Annotated in this window: 18 protein-coding genes; 15 read left to right on the top strand and 3 right to left on the bottom strand. The window is 68.9% G+C overall.

The genetic code is table 11. The features are described 5' to 3' along the window. Positions 1–98: 98 nt before the first annotated feature. Positions 99–959: an AraC family transcriptional regulator gene (locus tag ACFXJL_RS21765; protein ID WP_384694797.1), complete on the bottom strand. Its 861-nt coding sequence runs from the start codon at positions 957–959 to the stop codon at positions 99–101. A gap of 85 nt (positions 960–1,044) precedes the next feature. Between ACFXJL_RS21765 and ACFXJL_RS21770 the strand changes: the two genes are divergently transcribed. Next, the gene (locus ACFXJL_RS21770) at positions 1,045–2,811 is read left to right on the top strand and encodes an ABC transporter transmembrane domain-containing protein (RefSeq protein ID WP_384694800.1); all 1,767 of its coding nucleotides are present in this window, start codon (positions 1,045–1,047) and stop codon (positions 2,809–2,811) included. Next, entirely contained in the window at positions 2,808–4,607 is a 1,800-nt protein-coding gene (locus tag ACFXJL_RS21775; RefSeq protein ID WP_384694803.1) for an ABC transporter ATP-binding protein, read from the top strand. Before ACFXJL_RS21770 ends, ACFXJL_RS21775 begins: the two co-directional genes overlap by 4 nt. 55 nt (positions 4,608–4,662) lie before the next feature. Here ACFXJL_RS21775 and ACFXJL_RS21780 read toward each other — a convergent pair whose 3' ends face one another. Together ACFXJL_RS21780 and ACFXJL_RS21785 are read right to left on the bottom strand one after the other, a co-directional pair. Next, on the bottom strand, positions 4,663–7,023 hold the full coding sequence (locus ACFXJL_RS21780) for a SpoIIE family protein phosphatase (RefSeq protein ID WP_384694806.1): 2,361 nt from the start codon (positions 7,021–7,023) through the stop codon (positions 4,663–4,665). Positions 7,024–7,274: 251 nt separating this feature from the next. Beyond that, positions 7,275–7,976 (bottom strand): GntR family transcriptional regulator, encoded by a 702-nt coding sequence (locus ACFXJL_RS21785; protein WP_358879678.1) that lies wholly within the window; start codon positions 7,974–7,976, stop codon positions 7,275–7,277. Between the two features lie 132 nt (positions 7,977–8,108). Between ACFXJL_RS21785 and ACFXJL_RS21790 the strand changes: the two genes are divergently transcribed. The 13 genes from ACFXJL_RS21790 to ACFXJL_RS21850 all read left to right on the top strand — a co-directional run bounded on the left by ACFXJL_RS21790 (position 8,109) and on the right by ACFXJL_RS21850 (position 21,869). After that, a complete protein-coding gene (locus tag ACFXJL_RS21790) occupies positions 8,109–8,948 on the top strand; it encodes a fumarylacetoacetate hydrolase family protein (RefSeq protein WP_384638443.1) in 840 nt (279 codons plus the stop codon). Between the two features lie 370 nt (positions 8,949–9,318). Next, positions 9,319–11,088, top strand: coding sequence for an FAD-dependent monooxygenase (locus ACFXJL_RS21795; protein ID WP_384694810.1), 1,770 nt, complete (start codon positions 9,319–9,321; stop codon positions 11,086–11,088). A 79-nt stretch (positions 11,089–11,167) separates the two neighbouring features. Further along, positions 11,168–11,956: a CoA transferase subunit A gene (locus ACFXJL_RS21800; RefSeq protein WP_358879675.1), complete on the top strand. Its 789-nt coding sequence runs from the start codon at positions 11,168–11,170 to the stop codon at positions 11,954–11,956. Between the two features lie 70 nt (positions 11,957–12,026). Then, positions 12,027–12,701, top strand: a complete 675-nt coding sequence (locus ACFXJL_RS21805) for a CoA transferase subunit B (RefSeq protein WP_384638437.1) — start codon at positions 12,027–12,029, stop codon at positions 12,699–12,701. Positions 12,702–13,084: 383 nt separating this feature from the next. Then, positions 13,085–13,555 carry an ATP-binding protein gene (locus ACFXJL_RS21810; RefSeq protein ID WP_384694813.1) on the top strand — a complete coding sequence of 157 codons (471 nt, stop codon included), beginning with the start codon at positions 13,085–13,087 and terminating at the stop codon, positions 13,553–13,555. Between the two features lie 745 nt (positions 13,556–14,300). Continuing rightward, positions 14,301–15,224 carry a VOC family protein gene (locus ACFXJL_RS21815; RefSeq protein WP_358879672.1) on the top strand — a complete coding sequence of 308 codons (924 nt, stop codon included), beginning with the start codon at positions 14,301–14,303 and terminating at the stop codon, positions 15,222–15,224. A 56-nt stretch (positions 15,225–15,280) separates the two neighbouring features. Continuing rightward, positions 15,281–17,026 (top strand): FAD-dependent monooxygenase, encoded by a 1,746-nt coding sequence (locus tag ACFXJL_RS21820; RefSeq protein ID WP_384694816.1) that lies wholly within the window; start codon positions 15,281–15,283, stop codon positions 17,024–17,026. 19 nt (positions 17,027–17,045) lie between these two features. Further along, positions 17,046–17,549 carry a DoxX family protein gene (locus ACFXJL_RS21825; protein WP_358879670.1) on the top strand — a complete coding sequence of 168 codons (504 nt, stop codon included), beginning with the start codon at positions 17,046–17,048 and terminating at the stop codon, positions 17,547–17,549. Between the two features lie 63 nt (positions 17,550–17,612). Next, positions 17,613–18,329 carry an SDR family oxidoreductase gene (locus ACFXJL_RS21830; RefSeq protein WP_358879669.1) on the top strand — a complete coding sequence of 239 codons (717 nt, stop codon included), beginning with the start codon at positions 17,613–17,615 and terminating at the stop codon, positions 18,327–18,329. A gap of 154 nt (positions 18,330–18,483) precedes the next feature. After that, entirely contained in the window at positions 18,484–18,915 is a 432-nt protein-coding gene (locus ACFXJL_RS21835; protein ID WP_358879668.1) for a nuclear transport factor 2 family protein, read from the top strand. Positions 18,916–19,218: 303 nt separating this feature from the next. After that, positions 19,219–20,685: a hypothetical protein gene (locus ACFXJL_RS21840; protein WP_384694821.1), complete on the top strand. Its 1,467-nt coding sequence runs from the start codon at positions 19,219–19,221 to the stop codon at positions 20,683–20,685. Positions 20,686–20,782: 97 nt separating this feature from the next. Further along, positions 20,783–21,025, top strand: coding sequence for a hypothetical protein (locus ACFXJL_RS21845; RefSeq protein WP_384694824.1), 243 nt, complete (start codon positions 20,783–20,785; stop codon positions 21,023–21,025). 163 nt (positions 21,026–21,188) lie between these two features. Continuing rightward, entirely contained in the window at positions 21,189–21,869 is a 681-nt protein-coding gene (locus ACFXJL_RS21850) for a lysophospholipid acyltransferase family protein (RefSeq protein WP_358879665.1), read from the top strand. The last annotated feature ends 17 nt before the right edge of the window (positions 21,870–21,886 follow it).

The following is a 21,886-nucleotide window of genomic DNA, read 5'->3' on the forward strand; positions in this document are numbered from 1 at the left end:
ACGACGGTCCGATGACCGGCGAATACGGGCTTAGGGCAGGCTTGCCTAAGTAAGGTAACTCAGTTCCCATGAGGGTATGGCGACACTTTGTTCTGGTTTCACGACACCCGGGCTCGGGGGAGCTCGGCTAACGGCGCCATGTCTTCCCCGCCGCTCATCGACCGGAAGTACGCGGCGGGCGTGTGGCCTGTGACCTGGCGGAACAGATCGATGAAGGTGCTCGGATTGGCATAGCCGAGACGCCGGGACACGGCCACCACCGGCTTGCCCGCCGCGATGTCGATGAGGGCCGACCGGACCCGGACCAGGATGCGCCACTGGGTGAGGCTGACGCCGGTGTCCCGCTGGAACCAGCGCATCAGGGTGCGCCCGCTCAGCCCGAGCTCCCTCGCCCACTCCTCCGTGGTCCGGTCGTCGGCCGGGTCGGCGATGATCCGGTCCGCGACCGCCCGCAACTCCGGCGTCTTCGGGAGGGGGATGTCGAGCGAAGCGGCCTGGACCGGCTTGATCAGGTCCACGCCGACCTGTTGGAGCCGCAGCCTGACCTCGTCGGGCATCGGCTCCCGCTGGTTGTGGAGCAGCACCTCGCGCAGGAGGCGGCTCAGCGGGATGCCCGTGACGGTGTGCCAGCTCATGTGGGTCAGATCGGGGTTGAGGAAGGTGGCGTACGTGACCGTGTCCGCGCTCGCCTTGACCCGGTGTGGCATTCCGGCGGGCAGCCAGATCCCCAACGCCGGCGGTACGAGCCACACATGCCCGGCTGCCTCGACCGTCACATTGCCCGTGCTGGACCAGAGAAGTTCGGGCTCGGGATGTGACATCCGCTCCCACTCCATCGGCTCGGGGGCGGTGAAGGTGCTCGTGGTGAGCAGCCAGGGGTCCTCGACCTGGCGTTCCCCGCTCGGGATGTAGGCGGTCCACTCGTCCGGTTCCAAGGTGGGTGCTCCCCACAGGCGCACGGCGGACGTCCTTTGTCGCTTTACCGTCATAACATGTCACGATACCTGCTTGTGTTGTGATCGTCCGCGTTCCTAGCGTGAGGCGGTGACCGCTCCCGACACCCCTCCCGCTTCCTCGACACCGGGAACCGCCCTGGCCGCGCACCCCACCGGACCGTCCCGGCCCGTACGGCGATCCCAAGACCCGCCCGGCCCTGGTGCGCTGATCCGGCACGGGTCGTTCAGCGCCGGAAGAGGCTGGCGCCTCGGGGTGGCGAGTGCCGGATTCGCGGGACACCAGATCGCGGAGGCAATGGTTCCCGTGCTCATCGGGGTGGTCATCGACCGGGCCATCCGCGAAGGTGACCCGGGCGCACTGCTGAACTGGTTGACCGCACTGGCAGCCCTGTTCCTCGTCCTGATCCTCTGCTGGCGAACCGGGAGTCAACTCGCCACCCGGGTGTACTCCTACGGGGAACACGAGTTGCGTCTCATGGCGGCCGGCCGGGTGCTGCACCCCAGGGGCATGGCGACGAAACGCGCCCCGGGGGAGGTGCTGACGGTCGCGACCTCGGATGCGTCCAATGTGTCCGGACTCGCCTGGGTACTCGCAGAACAGGGCGGAGCACTCGCCGGGCTGGTCACGGCGACGATCGCGCTGCTCCTGATCTCCTGGCAACTCGCCGCAGTCGTCCTGGTGGTCTCCGCCGTACAACTGCTCTTGCTCCACCTGCTGAGCGGGCCGCTGGAGCAACGCGTCTACGCCGAACAGAGCGGCGCCGCACGGGCCGGGGCGCTCGCGACCGACTTCACCGGTGGACTGCGCGTACTCAAGGGGTTCGGTGCCGAACGGACCGCCGCCGACCGCTACCGGGACGCCAGCCAGGAGTCCGTCCGCGCGGCACTGCGCCGAGTCCGCTCCCTGGCGGACCTGTCCGCCCTGAACTCCGCACTGTCCGGGGTCTTCCTCACGGGCATCGCGCTGGCCGCGGGCTCCATGGCGCTGAACGGCACGATCACCGTCGGCAACCTCGTCACCGCCGTGGGGCTCGCCCAAGTCGTCGCCGGCCCGATGGAGACACTCGGATTCCTGGGCGCCGCCATCGCCTCCAAACGCGGCTCCGCCCGCAGACTCGCCGAACTCCTCGCCATCCCCCACCGGGTCCCCGACCCGCACCCCTCCGCCACGACCGGCCCTGCCGCCCATGCCTGCGACCACGATGCTCCCCGCGGGGAACTCCTCACCCTGCGCCACGACGACCACGTCATCACGGCACGGCGGGGCGAAGTCATCGGCATCCATGCCCGCGGCGAGACCGCCGTGGAAGTGGCCGACCTGATCGCCTGCCGTCGGGCCCCGGAAGCCGGCCAGTACACACTGGACGGGCGGGACGCCGCCACGCTTCCGCCCGACGAGGCCCGTCGTACCGTCTTCGCCCCACCGCACGACCCCGTTGTGTTCACGGGCAGCATCGCCGACAACCTCGCGACCGAGAGCGTGGACCCGGCCCTGCTCACCGCAGCCGGACTGGACGACGTCCTCACCCAACTGCCGGACGGGACCGCATCCGCCGTCGGTGAACAGGGCCGATTCCTCTCCGGAGGACAACGACAGCGACTGTTGCTCGCACGAGCCCTGCACCAACCCCAGCCCGTACTCGTCCTGCACGAGCCGACCACCTCCGTCGACAGCGTCACGGAAGACCGCATCGGCCGCGCGCTGCGCGGATTCGGCGACCGGGCGATCATCCTCATCACCACCAGCCCCGCCCTCCTCGACGCCTGCGACCGGACCCACGAACTCCCCGATCCGGCGCCGTCGAAGACCGAACCGGAGCCCGGTACGCTTCCGGACGCGGTGGCCGCACGATGACCACCACACCGATGGATCACCACGACCCCACGGAACTCCGCACGACAGGGCCGGTCCTGCTCCCCGTCGCCTCCGCCCGGGAGACCACCACCAGCACCCTTCGACTCCTCGCACCCCATCGCGCCCGGCTCGCCGCAACCGTCGTGGTACTGCTCGCCACCGCCGCGTTCGCCCTGGTGGCACCCGCTCTCCTCGGAGTGATGGTCAACACCGTGGTGGCGAAGCGCCCCTGGACGGAACTGCTGCTCCCGGCCGGTGGGGTGCTCGCGACGACCCTCCTGAGCGCCGCCCTTGGCCGATGGGGCCGACTCCTCCTCGCCCAAACCGCACAGCACACCCTTGCCGCACTGCGCGAGGACGTCTTCGCCACCGCGGTCGCCCAGCCCGCCGCCGTACTGGAGAAGGCAGGGACGGGTGACCTCGTCTCCCGTGTCGCAGGTGACGCGGAAGCCGTCAACACCGTCATCGGGCGGGTGCTGCCCGCCTTCGTCTCCGCGCTGTTCACCATCGCCCTGACCTTGATCGGCATCGGTGTCATCGACTGGCGCTTCGCCGTCGCCGTCCTGGCCGCAGCGCCCCTCCAACTCTTCGCACTACGCCGCTTCCTGGCCGGGTCGGGCCCGGTCTACCGGGCCCTGCGCCGGGCCGAGGCGGCACGCGGGCAGGAGATCATCGAGACCCTCAACGGTGCCGAGACCGTGAGCGCACTCCGCGGCCAGAGCCGGCACCTCGCCAGGATCGCCGACTCGTCCGAGCGTGCCATCGGCCATGAACTGAACGCCGTGAGGCTGCGCGCCAACTTCTACGGGCTGCTGAACATCGCCGAGCTGATCGGACTCGCCGCCGTGCTGGCGGTCGGCTTCCGGCTGGTCACCGACTCCACGGTGAGCCTGGGTGCGGCCACCGCCGCAGCCCTCTACTTCCACCAACTGTTCGGCCCGGTCGGCGTGCTGCTGTCCAACGTCGACGAACTCCAGGACGCAGGAGCGGGGCTGGCGCGTCTCATCGGGGTCGCCGCACTGCCGCGGCCATCCACGGCACAACCCACGGTCGACCCCGGACCGCAGCGGCCCGGCCGCGTCGTCCTTGACCAGGTCTCCTACTCGTACGGTCCGGGTCGGCCGACGCTCGACCGGGTCTCGTTGACCGTCGAGCCCGGTGAGACCGTGGCGATCGTCGGCGCGAGCGGGGCCGGCAAGACGACCCTCGCCAAACTCATCGCCGGTGTGCTGGTCCCCGACAGCGGTGAGCTCACCATCGACGGCAAACCGGCCGGGTCGTCGTTCACGGACGGTGGCACCCGGGTCGTCCTGGTCAGCCAGGAGGTCCATGTGTTCGACGGGACCGTCATGGAGGATCTGCGCCTCTTCGCCCCCGGTGTCACACACGATCAGATCCAACAGACGGCCGAACGGCTCGACGCCTCCTGGATCGCCGAACTCCCCGATGGTCTCGACACCTCGGTCGGTGCGGGCGGTCATGAGTTGACCGCCGCCCAGTCACAACACCTGGCGCTGCTTCGACTCGCCCTGGTCTCGCCCTCCGTCGCCGTCCTCGACGAAGCAACCGCCGAGGCGGGGAGCTCGGACGCAGGTCTGCTCGACCGGGCCGCGTCCGTCGCCTTGGCCGGACGCACCGGTCTGGTGATAGCGCATCGCCTCAGCCAGGCCGCGCACGCCGACCGGATCGTCGTCATGGAACGCGGCCGGGCCGTCGAGTGTGGCACCCACGCGGAACTGGTACGTGCCGCAGGCCAGTACGCACGGCTATGGGAGGCATGGGCGTGGGGCCGCTGACGTGCATCCTCCCGTGGGACCGGACACCACCCCGCGGCGCGCCACCGGTGTTCCCTCAGCCGGCCAGGGCGGAGATGTCAGCCCAGATCGTCTTCCCGGTGGGCGTGTAGCGGGTGCCCCAACGCTGGGTGAGTTGGGCGACGAGCAGCAGACCGCGTCCGCCCTCGTCGAAGACGCGCGCCCGACGCAGCCGCGGGGAGGTGTAGCTGGCATCGGACACTTCACAGATAACGGCCCGCTCATGGATGAGGCGCAGCTGGATGGGCGGCAGCCCGTAGCGGATGGCGTTGGTGACCAACTCGCTCACCACCAACTCGGCGGTGAACCTGATGTCGTCGTCCAGTTCCCAATCCGCCAGCCTACGGACGGCGTCCGTACGGGCCTGCGCAACCGCGGCCGGATCGGACGGCACCTCCCAGGTGGCGACCTGGCCCTCGTCGAGGCGCCGGGTGCGCGCGATCAGAAGAACGCTGTCGTCGTCAGGGCGATCGGGGAGCAGGGCCGCGAACGCATCGTCGCAGAGGTCGTCAAGTGAGGGCGTGGAGTCCTCGGGGCAGTCGAGCACGTGGAGCAGTGTGGCGCGCCCCGCGTCCACATCATGGCTGCGGGCCTCGATCAGACCATCGGTGTAGAGGGCGAGAAGGCTGCCTACCGGAAGGTCGAACTCAGCGGTCTCGAAGGGCAGGGCGCCCAGGCCGAGCGGGGGGCCGATGGGTGCGTCGAGTGTGTGAGCGGTGCCGTCGGGGCGGACGACGGCCGGCAGGGGGTGGCCCGCGCTGGCGATCGAACAACGGCCGATGACGGGGTCGTACACCGCGTAGAGGCAGGTGGCCCCGATGTCGCCGGTGGTTTCTGCTTCCGCAGCGAAGTCCTCGGCGCCCAGTCGGATGACCACGTCGTCGAGATGGGTGAGCAGTTCGTCGGGCGGCAGGTCGATGTCGGCGAGCGTACGGACGGCTCCACGCAGCCGTCCCATCGTCGCTGCGGCCTGGATGCCGTGGCCGACGACATCACCGACGACCAGGCCGACCCTGGCACCGGAGAGCGGAATGATGTCAAACCAGTCGCCGCCGACGCCCGCCTGGCCACCGGCCGGCAGATAGCGGGAGGCGATCTCCAGGGCGGCCTGCTCGGGCAGGGCCTGGGGGAGCAGGCTGCGCTGCAAGGTCACGGCGGTCTGGCGCTCGCGCTCGTAGCGGCGGGCGTTGTCGATGCACACGGCTGCTCGGGCGGTGATCTCCTCGGCGAGGAGCATGTCGTCGGACTGGAACGGCGTCGGGCTCTCCTTGCGGGCGAACAACGCCACTCCCAGGGTCACTCCGCGGGCGCGCATCGGGACGGCCATGACGGAGTGTGCGCCGTAGAGACGGATCCGGGTCGCCCGCTCAGGGTCGTGGACCGCCCAGTGGGCGAGAGCGGACTCGGTGATCTCGTACATGGCCGGGCGTCCCCTGGCCAGGGCTTCGGCCACCGGTGACGCCATCGGGTAGTCGGTCGGATCGCCCGGGTGCAGCGTGCCGTCCGGGAATTCACTGCTCACCGAGCCCATGGCCGTCCGGCGCATCCGCACGGGGCCGGCCGGTGGAGCGGACGGCGGTTCGTCGCCCTGGTGGATAAAGCTGAGCAGGTCAACGGCGACGTAGTCCGCGAACCTGGGCATGGTCACGTCGACGAGTTCCTGGGCGGTGCGGGTGATGTCCAGGGTGCTGCCGATACGGCTGCCGGCCTCGTTGACCAACTGGAGCCGCCGCCGGGCCCAGTAGTGCTTTGTCCGGTCGGATGCGGTGAGGAGCGCACCGCACACCACGCCTTCGGGATTGGTGAGGGGTGCGAGCGCGATGGACCAGGCGTGCTCCGCGCTCTCGCCCGGCACCCGGGCGTAGGTGTCCACCTGCCGCTCTTCCCCGGTCTCGATCACTTCGCGCATGGCCTGGTCGACCTGTGGGCTGGCCTCGCTCACGACGATGTCCGAGGGGAGCAGTCCGCGTATCTGGTCCTCGGGGAGGGCTGCGGCGCGTTCGAAGGCGACATTGACCCGCATGGCCCGCATGTCGGTGTCGAAGAGTCCGATGTGGTGGGGGGACCGGTTGAACCCCCACTCCGCGAGCGTGCGGTCCTCCTCGGCCAGGGGGCCTGCCTTGGGGCTGGCCGACAGCAACCACTCGGTGCCGTCGCCACCCTCCTGCCGCTTGGCCATGAGCCAGGTGCTGACGAAGTGCCCGTCGCGATGGCGGATGGGGGCCGTGCCGATCCAAAGGGCCCGCTCCTGGAGTGCCTCGCCCACCTCGTGGGACACCTGCTCACCGAAGACCTCGGCTGCGGATCGTCCGACGGTTTGCGCGCGGGGGTGACCCAGTAGTGTGCGTGCCCTCTCGTCCCACTCCGTGACCGTGCCACCGCCATCCGTGGTGACCATGGGGCTGTAGGGCATCAGAGGGGCCGATTGGCCACTCAAATTCTCCAAAAAATCAGGCATATCGCACCATTTCTCCCCCTCTTTAGGTGTTCCCCTGCAGGGGGGAGGACGAACACGCGGGGCGATGGTTTGGGGCCTGCTGAGTGTGGGTCGCGGCGGCTTGTGTCACGGCCGTCCCTGGGCCGCCCGTGGTGTCGGCGGCGAGGGCGGGCGAGGTGTCCAACGCCCCGCCGTCGCTCCCTGCGATCGGGTCACCCCAGGGGGGTGGTGTGCCGGTCGAGCCGGTCTGCGGCGGACAGCAACAGTTCGGTGGTGTGTCGGACGTGGGTGCACAGCGCCTGGGCCGAAGCCTCGGGGTCCCGGGCCAGCGCGGCATCCAGCAGGGCGCGGTGTTCCCCCGCCAGATCCCGGCTGGGTTCATCGCCGAGGGGCTGTGACCAGCGACGGTACAGCTCGGCCTCGTCCCGTAGGCCCAGCGCCATCTGGAGCAGGCGCCGATTGGCGCAGCCGTTGAGCAGGGCCTTGTGGAAGTCGGCGTGGGCCTCGGACCAGCAGTCGTCGATGCGGTCCTCGTCGCCCTGGGCGGTGTAGGGAGTGCGTTCCAGTGTGTGGTGGGCCGCGACGAGGCTTGATTCCCAGGCGAGGTCGCCTTCGACCACGGAGCGGCGCAGGACCAGCGTCTCCAACTCGATGCGTGCATCGGTCAACTCGCCGAGGGTCTCCCTGGAGAGGGGGGTGACCACGAAGCCCTGATGGGGCTCGGACTGGACGAGGCCCTGTTCCGCGAGTCGTACGAGGGCCTCCCTGAGCACGCTGACGCTGACGTCGTAGCGCGCGCTGAGCAGGGGGAACTTCAGTCGGTAACCGGGCAGGAGCCGGCCGCTCAGAATGTCGGCGCGCAGTCGTGCCCGCACGTCGTCACTCAGCGTCTGCTTGCCACCCTTGATCGCCATGCGCGTAGTGTAACGATGGATCGAATCGAGTGCAAACTTTCGAAAGTCTATTGACTCATCGAATCTGGCCGCTTAGAACGGTGGAGTACTTCTCGGTGACGACATCGAGACGAACCACTCCAGGAGCGTGCGATGCGTGTGGCGAATGTGGCAGGACGGGCGGCGCTGCTGACGGACGGGGGGTGGACGGACGTGGAGCGGGCCAGCGGTGGCCGGTTCCCGGCCGACCCCCAGCAGCTCTTCGAGCAGTGGGATGAGTTCCGTGACTGGGCGGAATCGGCGCCGCCGGGCGGCGATGTCGAGCTGAACCCGGCCGAACTGCGGTCTCCGGCCCCCAGCCCGCGCCAAGTGCTGGCGATCGGCCTGAACTACCGCGACCACGCCGGCGAGTCGGGGTTCGCCGTCCCCGAGCACCCTCCGGTGTTCACCAAGTTCGTGTCGTCGATCAGCGGCCCGTACGGCGATGTCGTCATGCCCGAAGGAAGCGTGGACTGGGAGGTGGAACTCGTCGCCGTCATCGGCCGCACGGCCTGGCAGGTGGACGAGGAACACGCCTGGGAACACATCGCAGGTCTCACCATCGGCCAGGACCTCTCCGAACGGGACAAGCAACTCTCCGGCCCCGTACCGCAGTTCAGTCTGGGCAAGTCGCACCCCGGCTTCGCCCCGATGGGCCCCTTTCTGGTGACCCCGGACGAGTTCGACGATCCCGACAACCTCGAACTGGGCTGTGCGATCGACGGTGAGGAGATGCAGAAGGGCCGTACCGCGGACCTGATCTTCTCCGTGCCCGTACTGATCGCCCGGCTCTCCGCCGTGCTGCCCCTGCTCCCCGGAGACGTGATCTTCACGGGCACGCCGGCCGGAGTGGGACTCGGTCGGCGCCCCCCGCGGTATCTGGCCGAAGGCGAAGAGCTCGTCAGCTACATCGAGGGAATCGGTGAGATGCGGCACCGGATGATCCGCAACTGAGCCAGCCCGTAACCGGCTGCGCCCCGCTCCTTTCGTGAGCGCGCCCGGAACACCCACCCACCCATCTCACCACCGGCAACCCGTCGAGGGCCCCGGTCCACAACGGCGACCCGGCCGCACCCGGGTCGCCGCGCCACCGCCGTGCTCGGTCGCACAGCGCGGTGGTGTCCACGAGGTCGGGGTCGGCCGACCTCGATCCGCGTCCGGCGGGCCGACGCCAACGAACGCCGGCCACCGGACGCACGGGGTGGGAGGAGGGCGGCCCACTCCGCCGTCCCTCCTCCCACCCCACCCATCCCCCGTTCATATGGCGAACCGTGCCCAGCAGCACTGCGACACCCTCGTACCAGCTCAGTAGGGAGAGGCTTCGATGCGTACCCTTGACACCTCCGTCCTCGTCGTCGGGGCCGGGCCGGCCGGTCTGACGGCCACTGCTCTGCTTGCGCGCTCGGGCGTCCAGACGATCACCGTGACCAAGTACGCGGGAACGGCGAACTCGCCCCGTGCCCACATCACCAACCAGCGCTCGGGCGAGGTCTTCAGGGATCTCGGGATCGAGGACCGTGTGGCCGCGCTCGCCACCCCCCACCATCTGATGGGGAACAACGTGTGGGCCACCAGCTTCACCGGCCAGGAGATCGCCCGGCTGATGACCTGGGGTGCGGGCATCGACCGCCGCGCCGACTACGAAGCGTCCAGCCCCTCTTCGATGTGCAACGCACCCCAACACGTCCTGGAACCCGTGCTCCTCGAAGCCGGCCAGGAGGCCGGGGCGGACATTCGGTTCAACACGGAACTCGTGGCGATCCACCAGGACGACGACGGTGTGTTGGCCACCGTCCGGGAACGCACCACCGGCTCCGAGTACGCCATCCGCGCCCACTACGTGATCGGAGCCGACGGGGGCCGGAGCACGGTCGCCACCGAACTCGGCTTCTCCTTCGAAGGCGAGAGCGGACTCGGCGCAGCGGTGAACGTGTGGCTGGAGGCCGATCTCACCGCTCACACCGCGCACCGCCCTGGAGCGTTGTACTGGATGTGTCAGCCGGGCAATGACTACTGGGTCGGCAGCGGGACCTTCATTTGCGTCAAGCCATGGACCGAATGGGTCCTGCTCTTCATGTATGACCCTGCGGAGGGTGAGCCGGACATCAGTGAGGAGGCGGTGCTCGCTCGGGCCCGTACGACCATCGGTGACCCGTCCGTCGATGTCCGCATCAAGGCGGTCAGCCGGTGGGAGATCAACCGGGTGGTGGCCCGTGAGTACCGCAAAGGGCGTGCGTTCCTGGTCGGTGACGCGGCGCACCGCCATCCACCGGCCAACGGCCTGGGCTCGAACACCTCCATCCAGGACTCCTACAACCTCGCCTGGAAGCTCGCCGCCGTGATCCATGGCCAGGCGGGCACCGAACTGCTCGACAGCTACGAGCAGGAGCGCCGTCCGGTGGGACGCCAGGTCGTGGACCGTGCGATGCGCAGCGTGGCCGATATGCTGCCCGTCTCCCAGGCGTTGGGTTTCCGGCCGGGTCAGAGCGCCGAGGAGGGTTGGGCCAGCCTGGCCGAACTCTTCGGCGACAGTGACACCGGGCGCCGGCGGCGCACCGAGCTGGATGAGGCGGTGGAACTCCAGAACTACCAGTTCAACTGCCACGGTGTGGAGATGGGGCAGCGCTACGACTCCGGAGCGGTGATCGACGACGGCAGTCCCTACCCGCCCTTCACCCGTGATCCCGAGCTCTACTACCACCCCACCACCCACCCCGGGGCCTACCTCCCGCATGCCTGGCTCCAACACGGCACCGAGCGCGTCTCCACCCTCGACCTCGCCGGAGGGGGAACGTTCTGCCTGATCACCGGGATCGGTGGTGAGCCCTGGCTCGACGCAGCGCAGAAACTGGCCGTCGAGTACGGCATCGAACTGCCCGCCCACCGCGTCGGCGTCCGATGCGACTACGACGACGTCCTCGGCGACTGGGCCCGCCTCCGCGAGATCGCCGAACGCGGCTGCCTACTGATCCGGCCCGACCGGCACATCGCCTGGCGCAGCCACGACCTCACCACCGACCCCGAACAACAACTACGGAACGCCCTCGACCAGATCCTCGCCCACCCCGCCGCGGTGCGCCGCCCCGCGCCCTGAGCCGCGTACCCCGTCCGAACCGGGTGCAGTGCACCTCCGGGCGGGACGACCCTGACAACACCCCTCCCGAAGAGGTCACATGGACAAGACAGTGCCCTCCGCCGCACGAGCGGTGGGCGACATCGGCGATGGAGCCTCCATCGCGGCCGGCGGCTTCGGCCTCTGCGGAATCCCCAGTGTGCTGATCGGAGCACTACTCGACTCCGGCGCACGCGGACTCTCCGTGGTGTCGAACAACTGCGGTGTGGACGACTGGGGGCTCGGTCTGCTCCTCGCCGCCGGTCGCATATCCCGAGTCACCGCTTCGTACGTGGGTGAGAACAAGGAGTTCGCGCGCCAATACCTCGCAGGGGAACTGGAGTTGGAGCTCACCCCCCAGGGCACCCTCGCCGAGCGGCTGCGCGCCGGTGGTGTGGGCGTGCCGGCCTTCTACACGCCCGCAGGGGTCGGCACCCAGGTCGCGGAGGGCGGACTGCCCTGGCGGTACGGGCCGGACGGACAGGTGGCCGTCGCCTCACCTCCCGGAGAGCTGAGGACCTTCGAGGACCGGGTCCATGTGTTGGAACGGGCCATCACCACCGACTTCGCACTGGTACGGGCCGCACGGGCGGACCGGCACGGCAATCTGGTGTTCCACGCTTCGGCGCGCAACTTCAACCCGCTCGTGGCGATGGCGGGGAGGACCACGATCGTGGAGACCGAGGAGCTCGTCGAACCGGGTGAGTTGGACCCGGATGAGATCCACCTCCCCGGTGTGTTCGTCCAGCGGATCGTCGTGGCCGCGGCCAGCGATCCGCGGGCCGCCAAGCGGGTGGAGAGGCGAACCGTGAGCGCGCCCCGCGATCCGGCAACACCAACGGCACCGTGACCGAGTACCCACCCCGCTCGTGCGGGGAGCCAGGCTTCCATCCGTCGTCATGCACACAAGGAGCGAGCGCGTGTCTCTGAACAGGGAGCAGATGGCCGCCCGGGCGGCACGGGAACTCTCGGACGGCCAGTACGTCAATCTTGGAATCGGCCTACCGACCCTTCTCCCCAACCACCTTCCCGACGGCGTGGAGGTGATGCTGCACAGCGAGAACGGCATTCTCGGCGTGGGCTCCTACCCGTCCCCCGAGGATGTGGACCCGGATCTGATCAACGCGGGCAAGGAGACGGTCACCACGGTGCCGGGAGCCGCGTTCTTCGATTCGGCCCTGAGCTTCGGGATGATCCGGGGCGGGCATCTGGACGTCGCGGTGCTGGGCGGGATGCAGGTGTCCGCCCGCGGCGATCTGGCCAACTGGGTCGTCCCCGGGAAGATGGTCAAGGGCATGGGCGGGGCGATGGATCTGGTGCACGGTGCTCGACGCGTGATCGTGCTGATGGAACACCTCACCAGGGACGGCGCCCACCGGATCGTCGACTCCTGCACCCTGCCGCTCACCGGTCGTGGTGTCGTCCAACGCATCATCACGGACCTGGCGGTCCTCGACGTCGAACCGGAGGGTCTGGTGCTTCGGGAACTGGCTCCCGGGGTCACCCCCGAGTATGTGCGCGACCGTACACAGCCTCCGCTGCTGATGCCTGCGCCACCCGCCACCATGGTGGTTCCTCTGGCCCGTGCGGCCTGACGGGTCGCGTCCACCCGGGGCGCGCATCGGGGTGCGCGACCGACCGCACCTGGGTGGTCCCGCCCAGGGGTCAAGGAGTGCATGGCGGGGCGGGACGGGGCTCGTACGACGTCAGCTCACCCGCACATCTGGAGCATCCTCGCAACTTGGATGGGAATAGTGTGAAAAGCCGGCATGTTACATTCATGCGCATACAAAAAGATTCGAGGTAGAGCTGTTCGAAGCGGCACCTGAACAGCGACCCACGGGGGCCTCGCCACGGCTGGACGGATCGACGCTCCCGCACGGCGAAAGGCCCCCTTCGGCCTTCGGATCCCGGCAACCGCCAGTGCCGCACGGCGGCTGCCCTCTCTCGTCGGTCAACCCTCTGTGAGAGGACGACGATGTTCTCCTCCGGCACCGCCAAGACCCTGACCACCCCCATCCCCTGTCCCCGCCCCACCAGTCGGCACGCCCTGCTGGCCCTCCCCTCCCAGGGTGAGTGGGTGCGCACGGCCCGTCACTTCACCTCTGATCTGCTCCGCGCCTGGCGGATCGACGAAGAGGGCCGGGACTCCGCGGTGCTCATCGTGGACGAGTTGGCCGTCAACGCCGTCCAGCACGGCCACGCCGACACCACGCTGGTGATGGCGTTGGAGGACGGCGTGCTGCTGATCGCCGTCGTCGACTCCGGCGCGTGCGTTGCGCACCACCCGGCGGAAGAACAGGACGGGTTCGATCCCGATGAGCACGGGCGCGGCGCGCCCATCGTGGACGCCCTGGCGCATCGGGTGCACATCGAGTTCAAGGAGCACGGCTGTCAGGTCAGCGTGGCGCTGCCGGTGGCCGCCACCGCCCGAGACGGGCAAGGGTAGGTCGGCCTGTGGTCGCGCAGTGGTCGCCCGTGTTCCCGCAGCGATCGACGGACGGTGGCGTCGAGCGCGCCTCGGTTGCCGTCGGGTCCATCGGTCCGGAGGTGCGACTCCACGCCAGGGCAGGGACAGGAGTCGCACCTCCGAGCTCTCGGGCGCCTGTGCGCCCTGCCTCGGTCGCCGATCGGTCGCTCCGGGGGAGGTGCGCCCGGGCGGCGGCGGGGTGCGTCGGGCCGTTCGTCGTGGGATCCGTTCTAGTCCCGCCCGGTTCGGAACGTCAAGATACTTTCGAAAGTTTCATCCAGATTCGTGAATTGTGGATTCCGTCGCCTTTCGGGCTGACGCCTGGCGATCGAGCCTCGTGCGGTCGCCCCGGCCGGCACTGGTTGCGGGCCGATGGACGCCCGTCGGCGCTGGCGGAAGGCCGCATGGCGGCCAGTGCTGGAGCCTGGCGGATCGTGCAGGCGAAAGTTATGACAACTTTCGAAAGCTTATTGACTCGCCGAATGTGGTGCCGTACACATATGACATCCGGAACGACCGCCGAAGCGGGCGGTCACCCGGTGACGAGGTCGCGAACACCATCCGTGAGCGTCGTCCAGCCGCCTTGTGCGGCAAGGAACGCCCTCGGTCCGCCAGTGGGCCACGACCCCGCCCCACCACACACGGGACATCCGCGAACTGCGCGCAGAGGGCCGCAGCACGGAGCTTCTGAGATCAATTCAGCATCCGTAAGGAGTGTGGAACGATGCCGCTCCACCGCCTCAACTCTCTTGTCATCGGCGTTCCCAACGTCGGCGAGACGGCCGCCTACTACTCCGACTTCGGCCTGACCCAGGACGACACGGGATGGTTCACCACCCGTGATGCCGGACAACAGCTCAAGATCGAGCACGCACCCACACGTCGTCTGCTCGAACTGAGCATGGGTGTCGACGACCCCGACGACCTGGACCGGATCGCCAGCCGGCTGGCGAAGCTCGACATCCCCTCCTGGCGCGAGGGCGCCGCGTTGGTGAGCCACGAGCCCGTCGCCGGGTTCCGGGCCGTGATCCGCGTCGCCCACCGCCTCACCCAGGCCGAGGAGCCGCCGACGCCCTACAACGGGCCCGGCCGAAGGGAGCGCGGTCCCGGCCGTGCCCCCGGCGTCCTGCGCGAGCACCCCGTCCGCCCCCGCAAACTGGGCCACGTCGTCATCGGCTCGACCGACCACACGGTGACCCGGCGCTTCTTCACCGACGGACTGGGGTTCAAGACGAGCGATGCCATCAAGGACCACGGGACCTTCATGCGCTGCTCGACCGACCACCACAACGTCCTCGTGCTCGCCGCCCCGGTGAACTTCCTGCACCACACCTCATGGCAGGTCGAGGACATAGACGAGGTGGGCAGGGGCGCGTTCTCCATGTTGGAGGAGCATCCCGAGCGACATGTGTGGGGGCTCGGCCGCCACCACGCGGGGTCGAACTTCTTCTGGTACCTGAAGGACCCGGCCGGGAACTTCTCCGAGTACTACTCCGACATGGACACCATTCTCGACGACCAACTGTGGACGCCCGAGACGTTGGAGGGCGCCAAGGGCCTCTTCAGCTGGGGTCCGCCGCCCCCGGCGTCCTTCCTCCACCCGGAAGACCTCGCGGCGTTGATGACCGGATCGCACCAGGCGTCATGACCACCACGTCATCCACCACCTCCGGGGAACCGTCCGTAAGAGAGGCTGCCACGCCCATGCGCACTGTTGAGACCGATGTCCTCATCGTGGGCGCAGGCCCCGCCGGACTCACCGCTTCCGCACTCCTTGCACGCTCCGGCATCGATGCCGTCACCGTCACCAAGTACCCCGCCACGGCACACACCCCGCGTGCGCACATCACCAACCAGCGGGCGATGGAGATCTATCGCGACCTGGGCATCGAGGACCGGGTGCGCGCGGTGGCCACGCCGGGTGAGCTGATGGGCGACAACGTGTGGGCCACCAGCTTCGCCGGGCAGGAACTCGCCCGGATGAAGGCGTGGGGAACCCGGGTCGACCGCAAGGCCGACTACGAGGCGGCCAGCCCGTGCACCATGAGCAACGTCGGACAGCACCTGTTGGAACCGCTCATCCTCGAATCCGCACGGGAGAACGGGGCGGACATCCGCTTCGGACACGAACTGCTGGACATCACCCAGGACGAGGACGCGGTGTACGGCACCGTCCTGGACCGGGCCACGGGAGAGACGTACCGCATCAAGGCCGCGTACGCGCTCGGCACCGACGGCGGGCGGAGCACCGTGGCCGAGCGCCTCGGGTTCTCCCTGGAGGGCGAGACCGGACTGGGGCACGCGGTCAACGTCTGGCTGGAAGCCGATCTCACGCGATACCGGGAGCACCGGCCCGGGACGTTGTTCTTCACCGTTCAGCCGGGGAAGGACTTCTGGCTGGGCGCCGGCACGTACATCTGTCTGAAGCCCTGGACCGAATGGGTGCTCATCGTCGTCTACGACCCCGCGGTGGAGCAGCTCGACCTCAGCGAGGAGGCCATGCTCGCCCGAGTGCACGCCACGATCGGCGATCCCTCGGTCGAGGTGCGCATCAAGGACATCAGCCAGTGGCAGATGAACCACGTACTCGCCCGCGAGTACCGCAAGGGACGTGTCTTCCTCGCCGGTGACGCGGCCCACCGGCATCCTCCGGCGAACGGTCTCGGTACCAACACCTCCGTCCAGGACTCGTACAACCTCGCCTGGAAGATCGCCCTGGCGGTGCGGGGCAAGGCCGGCGACGGACTTCTCGACAGCTATCACGACGAGCGGCAGCCGGTCGGCCGACAGGTCGTCGACCGGGCGTTGAAGAGCGTCGGGCTGGTCGCTGAGATCCCCTCCGTGCTCGGTGTCCGCGCAGGTCAGAGCGATGAGGAGGGGAAAGCGGCCCTCGCCGAGTTCTTCAGCGACAGCGAGCAGGGCAGAGAGCGCAGACGCAAGCTGGAAGCGATCCTGCGCGAGAACGACTACCACTTCAACGCCCACGGCGTGGAGCTCGGCCAGCGCTATGCGTCGAGCGCGGTGGTCCCCGACGGGACGACCGAACCCGCACACGGGCGTGACCCGGAGCTCTTCCACCAGCCCACGACCCACCCTGGCGCCAGCCTGCCGCACGTGTGGCTGGAGCACGCGGGGGTGCGCATCTCCACCCTCGATCTCGCGGGACATGGTGACTTCGCCCTGCTCACGGGCATCGGCGGCGAGCCGTGGCTTGCCGCGGCGGAAAAGGTGTCGAGCGAACTCGGCGTCGAGATAGTGCCCCGTCCCGTGGGCTACCGCCTGGCGTACGACGACGTCTACGGCGACTGGAGCCGGCTGCGGGAGGTCGACGACCGCGGCTGTCTGCTCGTCCGCCCGGACCGTCATATCGCCTGGCGTTCCCAGGACATGACCGACGATCCCGCCCAGACCCTGCGGGGCGTCATGCGGCAACTACTCGGCCTCGGCTGAGCACCCAAGGAGAACCATCATGGAAATCGGCCTGCTCCTCCTGCGAGTGCTCCTCGGAGCCCTCCTCTTCGGCCATGCCGCACAGAAGATGTTCGGATGGTTCCGGGGCCACGGCCCCGAAGGCACCGGCGCGGTCTTCGAGACCTGGGGATTCCGCCCAGGCAAGCCCCTGGTCCTGCTGGCCGCCGGCTGCGAGTTGGTCGCGGCGGCACTGATCGTCCTCGGGCTGCTGACACCCCTGGGCGCTGCCGTTGCACTCGGCACGATGCTGGTCGCGGGCTCGGTCAATGTGTCGAAGGGACTCTGGGCCCAGAGCGGCGGCTACGAACTCCCGCTGGTGTACGGCGGGCTCGCACTCGGGCTCGGATTCACCGGCCCGGGGGAGTGGTCGCTCGATCACGCACTGGGGTGGGAGGAGCTGTCCGGCGCGGGTTGGGGCGCCGCGGCTCTGGCACTCGGCCTGGTCACCGGGTCGATCGCCATCGCCAGAGCGGCTCGTGAGCGCCGCCGCCATGGTGCGTAACCGTACGGTTCCTCGTCGTCCCCACACCACAACTTCTCGCGCCGAAAGCGAAGGGCACCACTCATGATCGGATCAGGTAGTCACGTCGTCGTCATCGGCGGCACCAAAGGGCTGGGGTACGAGGTCGCCAAGGCGTGTCTGGCACGCGGTGCGCGCGTCACCATCACCGGACGCGACAAGGCATCGGTACAGGCCCGAGCCGAGGAACTCGGCCCCCTCGCCGCCGGCGCCGTCTGCGAACTCACGGACTGGAGCTCCATCAAGCAGCTGTTCGCCGAGATGGACAGTGTGGACCACCTCGTGCTCACCGCTTTGGACCGGGACTTCAACACCATCGCCGACTTCCGTCCGGACGACTGTGCCCGTACGACCTTGATGAAGACGGTCGGCTATGCGACGGCGGTGCACGAGGCCCTGCCGAAGTTCACCGACGACGCGTCCGTGGTGATGTTCAGCGGGCTCTCCATGTGGCGTCCGGTACCCGGGTCGACCACCATCTCCATGGCCAACGCCGGCATCATCGGCCTGGTCAACTCCCTCGCGGTAGAGGTCCCCCCGGTGCGGGTGAACGCCATCACACCGGGCATCGTCACCGGAACGGCCGCCGTGGACGACGCGGACGAGGTGCGAACCGAGTGGTTCGAAGCGATGCGCCAGCGCACCCCGGCCAAGCGCCTCCCCAGCGCCGAGGACATCGTCGAGTCGACCCTGTTCCTCCTCGAATGCCGTGGCATCAACGGTGCCAACCTCGTGGTGGACGCGGGAATGCACCTCGCCTGACCACGGGCGTCACCGGGCGGCCGTTCCGCCGGAAACCCCGCGGCAGCCGGGCGCGATGCCCGGAAGCGGACGCCCGCCGCCCCTTCTGCGCCGCCCCTTTTCTGCCGTCCCTTCTCCACCGACACCGATGCCTTCTCCCGAAAGGAACACCGTCATGAGCGACAGCACTTCGCACCCCTCTCCCCGGGCCGTAGCGGATGCCTACTTCAAACGCATGGACGCCGGACAGGACTTCCTCGACCTCTTCGCGGACGATGCTTACGTGTGTTTCCCGAAGCACACACCTGCCAGGGGTCTTGAGGAGGTCAGAGCCCTCTTTGGTGACATCTTCGTGCTGTTCCGCTCGGTGGTGCACGAGATCGCGTACTTCAACTACATCGCCCAGGGGGACTTCCTGATAGTGGAAGGGACCACGCACGGCGTCCTGGCCGACGGAACGCAGTGGCGTGCCACCGAAGGGCTCGGCGGACGATTCTGCAATGTGTTCGAGATCCGGGACGGAAAGATCCAGCGGCTCCACATCTACCTGGACCCGGACTACGGCGATGCCGACATCGCGCGCTATCCCTGGCTCACGACTGTCTGACGAGCAGTCGTACGGCCTGGCCCCGCCTTCGAGTCCCGTTCCTGGGAGTTGAACGGGGCATGGGCATGTGCTCAGGGAGCGTGCCTCGGTCGGTGGAGCGGCCGATCGTGGGACCGCAGCGGGTGGGCAGCGCCGGGGGCTGCCCACCGGGTGAGCCCTCGACTGCCGTACAACCTTTGGCATGGCTCATCCGTCCAGGTGGACAAGTAGCCTTCCGTCCAAGGTGGTTGGCTGCCCGTGGACGCCAGCCGTACGGAGTCCGCGCGAGTCGATGCGTCTCTCCCCTCCGCTCAAGGAGTCCCCGTGCGCAGACCACTGATCGCCGTGCCCGTGCTCACGGCGCTGGCACTCACCCTCATCCCCACGGCATCCGCGACGACCCCCTACCGGGGGGCGAACACCAAGTCCGTCCAGGACGACTTCAACGGCGACGGCTACCGCGATCTGGCGATCGGCGCGTCCGGAGCGGCCAACGGCACCGTGACAGGAGCGGGCGCGGTCGTGGTCCTCTACGGGTCCGCCACATCCGTGGGCACCGCCCGACGTTCGGTGATCACGCAGGCGAGCGCCGGAATACCGGGCACCGCCGAGCGCGGGGACGGTTTCGGCTCCGCCGTCGCCAGCGCGGACCTCGACCGCGACGGCTATGCCGATCTGCTGGTGGGCACCCCACAGGAAGCAGTGAGCACCCGTACGGCATCCGGTTCGCTCACCGTCGTGTGGGGCGGCCCGGGTGGACTCAAGGGCGGAGCGGACATCACCCCGCCCACCGGATTCGGCAACGGTGACACCTACTGCGCCTTCGGAGTGAACCTGGCCACGGGCGACACCAACGGCGACGGCGCTCCCGAAGTGAGCGTCGCGTCCCTCTGCGAGGGCTCCTCGTACACCGGTCCGTTCACCCGCGCGGGCAAACCCCGCTCCAGCACGCGACTGGCAGTACCCGGAGGAGTCCGCGGGGTGGTGATGGGCGATGTGAACCGCGACGGCAAGGCCGAACGGTTCTGGCTGCCCGGTTCAGTGGCCGGTGATCTGCGAGGGCCGGTGTACCTGGACGGGTTCGGCCCGACTGCCGGTGTCCTCACCAGACTGCCCCACGCGGACGGTCACACCGGACAGGTCGGCGATGTGAACGGCGACGGCTTCGGAGATCTGATCACCGGGATACCCGACGACGGCTACCTCGAAGGGCAGAGCGGTGCGGCCCATCGCGGGGGAGAGATCCAGGTCCTCCACGGCAGCGCCCGGGGCATCGCGACTACCCAACGCCCCAAGGTGTTCCACCAGGACACCGCCGGTGTCCCCGGTACGGCGGAGCACACCGACTTCTTCGGCGAGGCCCTGAGCGTGGCGGACATCAACGGAGACCGGTACGCCGATGTCATCGTGGGCTCGTCCAGTGAGGCGGTGGGCACACTCCCGTCCGCAGGCTCGGTCGCGATACTGCGGGGCTCGGCCCGGGGACTGACCACGGTGAAGGCCGTCGGCTACACACAGAACACGGTGGGCCTGCCGGGAGCCTCCGAGCGGTACGACTTCTTCGGCTCGACGGTCCATCTCGCCGACCTCAACAGGGACGGTCGGGCGGAAACCGTCGTGGGCATCCCCGGCGAGAACGCCGACGGGTGCGTGTGGATCGCCCGTGGGACACCGTCGGGGCCCGCCGTCGGCGGTTCCGTCAATCTCTGCGGACGGCAGGTCGGTCTGACGGTGCACTCCGTGGACGCCCAGTTCGGCATCGCCATGCCCAGCGGGCACATCACCAGTTGACCGCGCTCCTCGGGCCCTGAACCCGCAGGAGCGGGCGGCCTCCCCGTCCGTACGCGTCCCCCTGCGCGCCGGGCACATCCTCTACGGCTCCGGGTTCATGACGACCGTCGCCGTGGTCTGCGTCATGGCGACGACGGGTGGTGTGCTGTTCACCTCCGGGCTCCTGCGCATCGTCCTCCAGGAGTGCGCGCTGGTCCTCCTGCTCCTCATCACCCTTCAGGACTACCACCACAGCAAGTACGGCCCCTGGTGCCCGTGGTGCGATAACGACAACGGCGACGGCGACGGCGACGACGACCGCGCCCAGCAACCGGAGCCACTCGCCCCGCGTCTTGTGTAGGAGCATCCCACCGACATCAAGACCTGACCCCCCATCGCTCCCCAACACCCCAGTTCTGTCCGTGGAAGTGGGACGAGCGGGTTGAGTACTCGTACTCACGTCCGAAGTGGTGGCTCGGGCGACGATGGGGACCACATCGTTTCGAGACCCCGAGGACCCGCATATGCTCAGCCGTCTCGCCGGCACCCTGGTGCCCGCCTTCGGTCGTCTGTCGGTCACCGTCGACGCCGACACCGACTTCGCGCCGGGCAGCATCATCGCCGCCAACCACACCTCGCTGGCCGACCCCGTGGTCGTGGTCGCCGCTCTACGTCAGTTGGGGATAGAGCCGGTCATCATGGCCGCTGCGGGCCTCTGGCGCATACCGCTCCTCGGCCGGGCGCTCACCCGCGAGGGGCACATACCCGTGTACCGGAGGGACCGTCGAGCCGCTGATGCCCTGGACGGTGCCGCCGAAGCGCTGGCCCGGGGCCGCATCGTCCTGATCTACGGTGAAGGCGGTCTGCCGCGACGCAGGGACGTCGCGGAAGCCGCCCCGGAGCCCTTCCGCAGTGGACTGGCCCGGCTCGTGCAGCGCACCGGAGCCCCGATCATCCCCCTGGGGCAGGCGGGTGCCCGACGGATCACCTCGGGGAGCCGGCTGAAGCAGATCGCCGGAGCGATCACCGCGCCGCTGCGCCGGCCTGCGCTCCACGTTCACATCGGGGCGTCCGTCCTGGTGTCGGACGAGCACCCGTTCCCCACCGCGCGTGCCCATGAAGCGGTCACCTCCGCCTGGCGAACGGCAGCCGGACATCTCGACGAACCGGCCGCACGCACGAAGTCGAGCCTTGACCTCAACTAAACTTGAGGTTCTACCTT

It is taken from the genome of Streptomyces sp. NPDC059256, assembly GCF_042753785.1.
Lineage (GTDB): Bacteria > Actinomycetota > Actinomycetes > Streptomycetales > Streptomycetaceae > Streptomyces.

Bases quoted from the DNA above. Each gene is read 5' to 3' on its own strand.
- ACFXJL_RS21850 (WP_358879665.1), top strand. From the start codon at position 21,189: ATGCTCAGCCGTCTCGCCGGCACCCTGGTGCCCGCCTTCGGTCGTCTG.
- ACFXJL_RS21815 (WP_358879672.1), top strand. From the start codon at position 14,301: ATGCCGCTCCACCGCCTCAACTCTCTTGTCATCGGCGTTCCCAACGTC.
- ACFXJL_RS21820 (WP_384694816.1), top strand. From the start codon at position 15,281: ATGCGCACTGTTGAGACCGATGTCCTCATCGTGGGCGCAGGCCCCGCC.
- ACFXJL_RS21830 (WP_358879669.1), top strand. From the start codon at position 17,613: ATGATCGGATCAGGTAGTCACGTCGTCGTCATCGGCGGCACCAAAGGG.
- ACFXJL_RS21810 (WP_384694813.1), top strand. From the start codon at position 13,085: ATGTTCTCCTCCGGCACCGCCAAGACCCTGACCACCCCCATCCCCTGT.
- ACFXJL_RS21790 (WP_384638443.1), top strand. From the start codon at position 8,109: ATGCGTGTGGCGAATGTGGCAGGACGGGCGGCGCTGCTGACGGACGGG.
- ACFXJL_RS21795 (WP_384694810.1), top strand. From the start codon at position 9,319: ATGCGTACCCTTGACACCTCCGTCCTCGTCGTCGGGGCCGGGCCGGCC.
- ACFXJL_RS21780 (WP_384694806.1), bottom strand. From the start codon at position 7,023: ATGGTCACCACGGATGGCGGTGGCACGGTCACGGAGTGGGACGAGAGG.
- ACFXJL_RS21825 (WP_358879670.1), top strand. From the start codon at position 17,046: ATGGAAATCGGCCTGCTCCTCCTGCGAGTGCTCCTCGGAGCCCTCCTC.
- ACFXJL_RS21845 (WP_384694824.1), top strand. From the start codon at position 20,783: ATGACGACCGTCGCCGTGGTCTGCGTCATGGCGACGACGGGTGGTGTG.
- ACFXJL_RS21800 (WP_358879675.1), top strand. From the start codon at position 11,168: ATGGACAAGACAGTGCCCTCCGCCGCACGAGCGGTGGGCGACATCGGC.
- ACFXJL_RS21775 (WP_384694803.1), top strand. From the start codon at position 2,808: ATGACCACCACACCGATGGATCACCACGACCCCACGGAACTCCGCACG.
- ACFXJL_RS21835 (WP_358879668.1), top strand. From the start codon at position 18,484: ATGAGCGACAGCACTTCGCACCCCTCTCCCCGGGCCGTAGCGGATGCC.
- ACFXJL_RS21785 (WP_358879678.1), bottom strand. From the start codon at position 7,976: ATGGCGATCAAGGGTGGCAAGCAGACGCTGAGTGACGACGTGCGGGCA.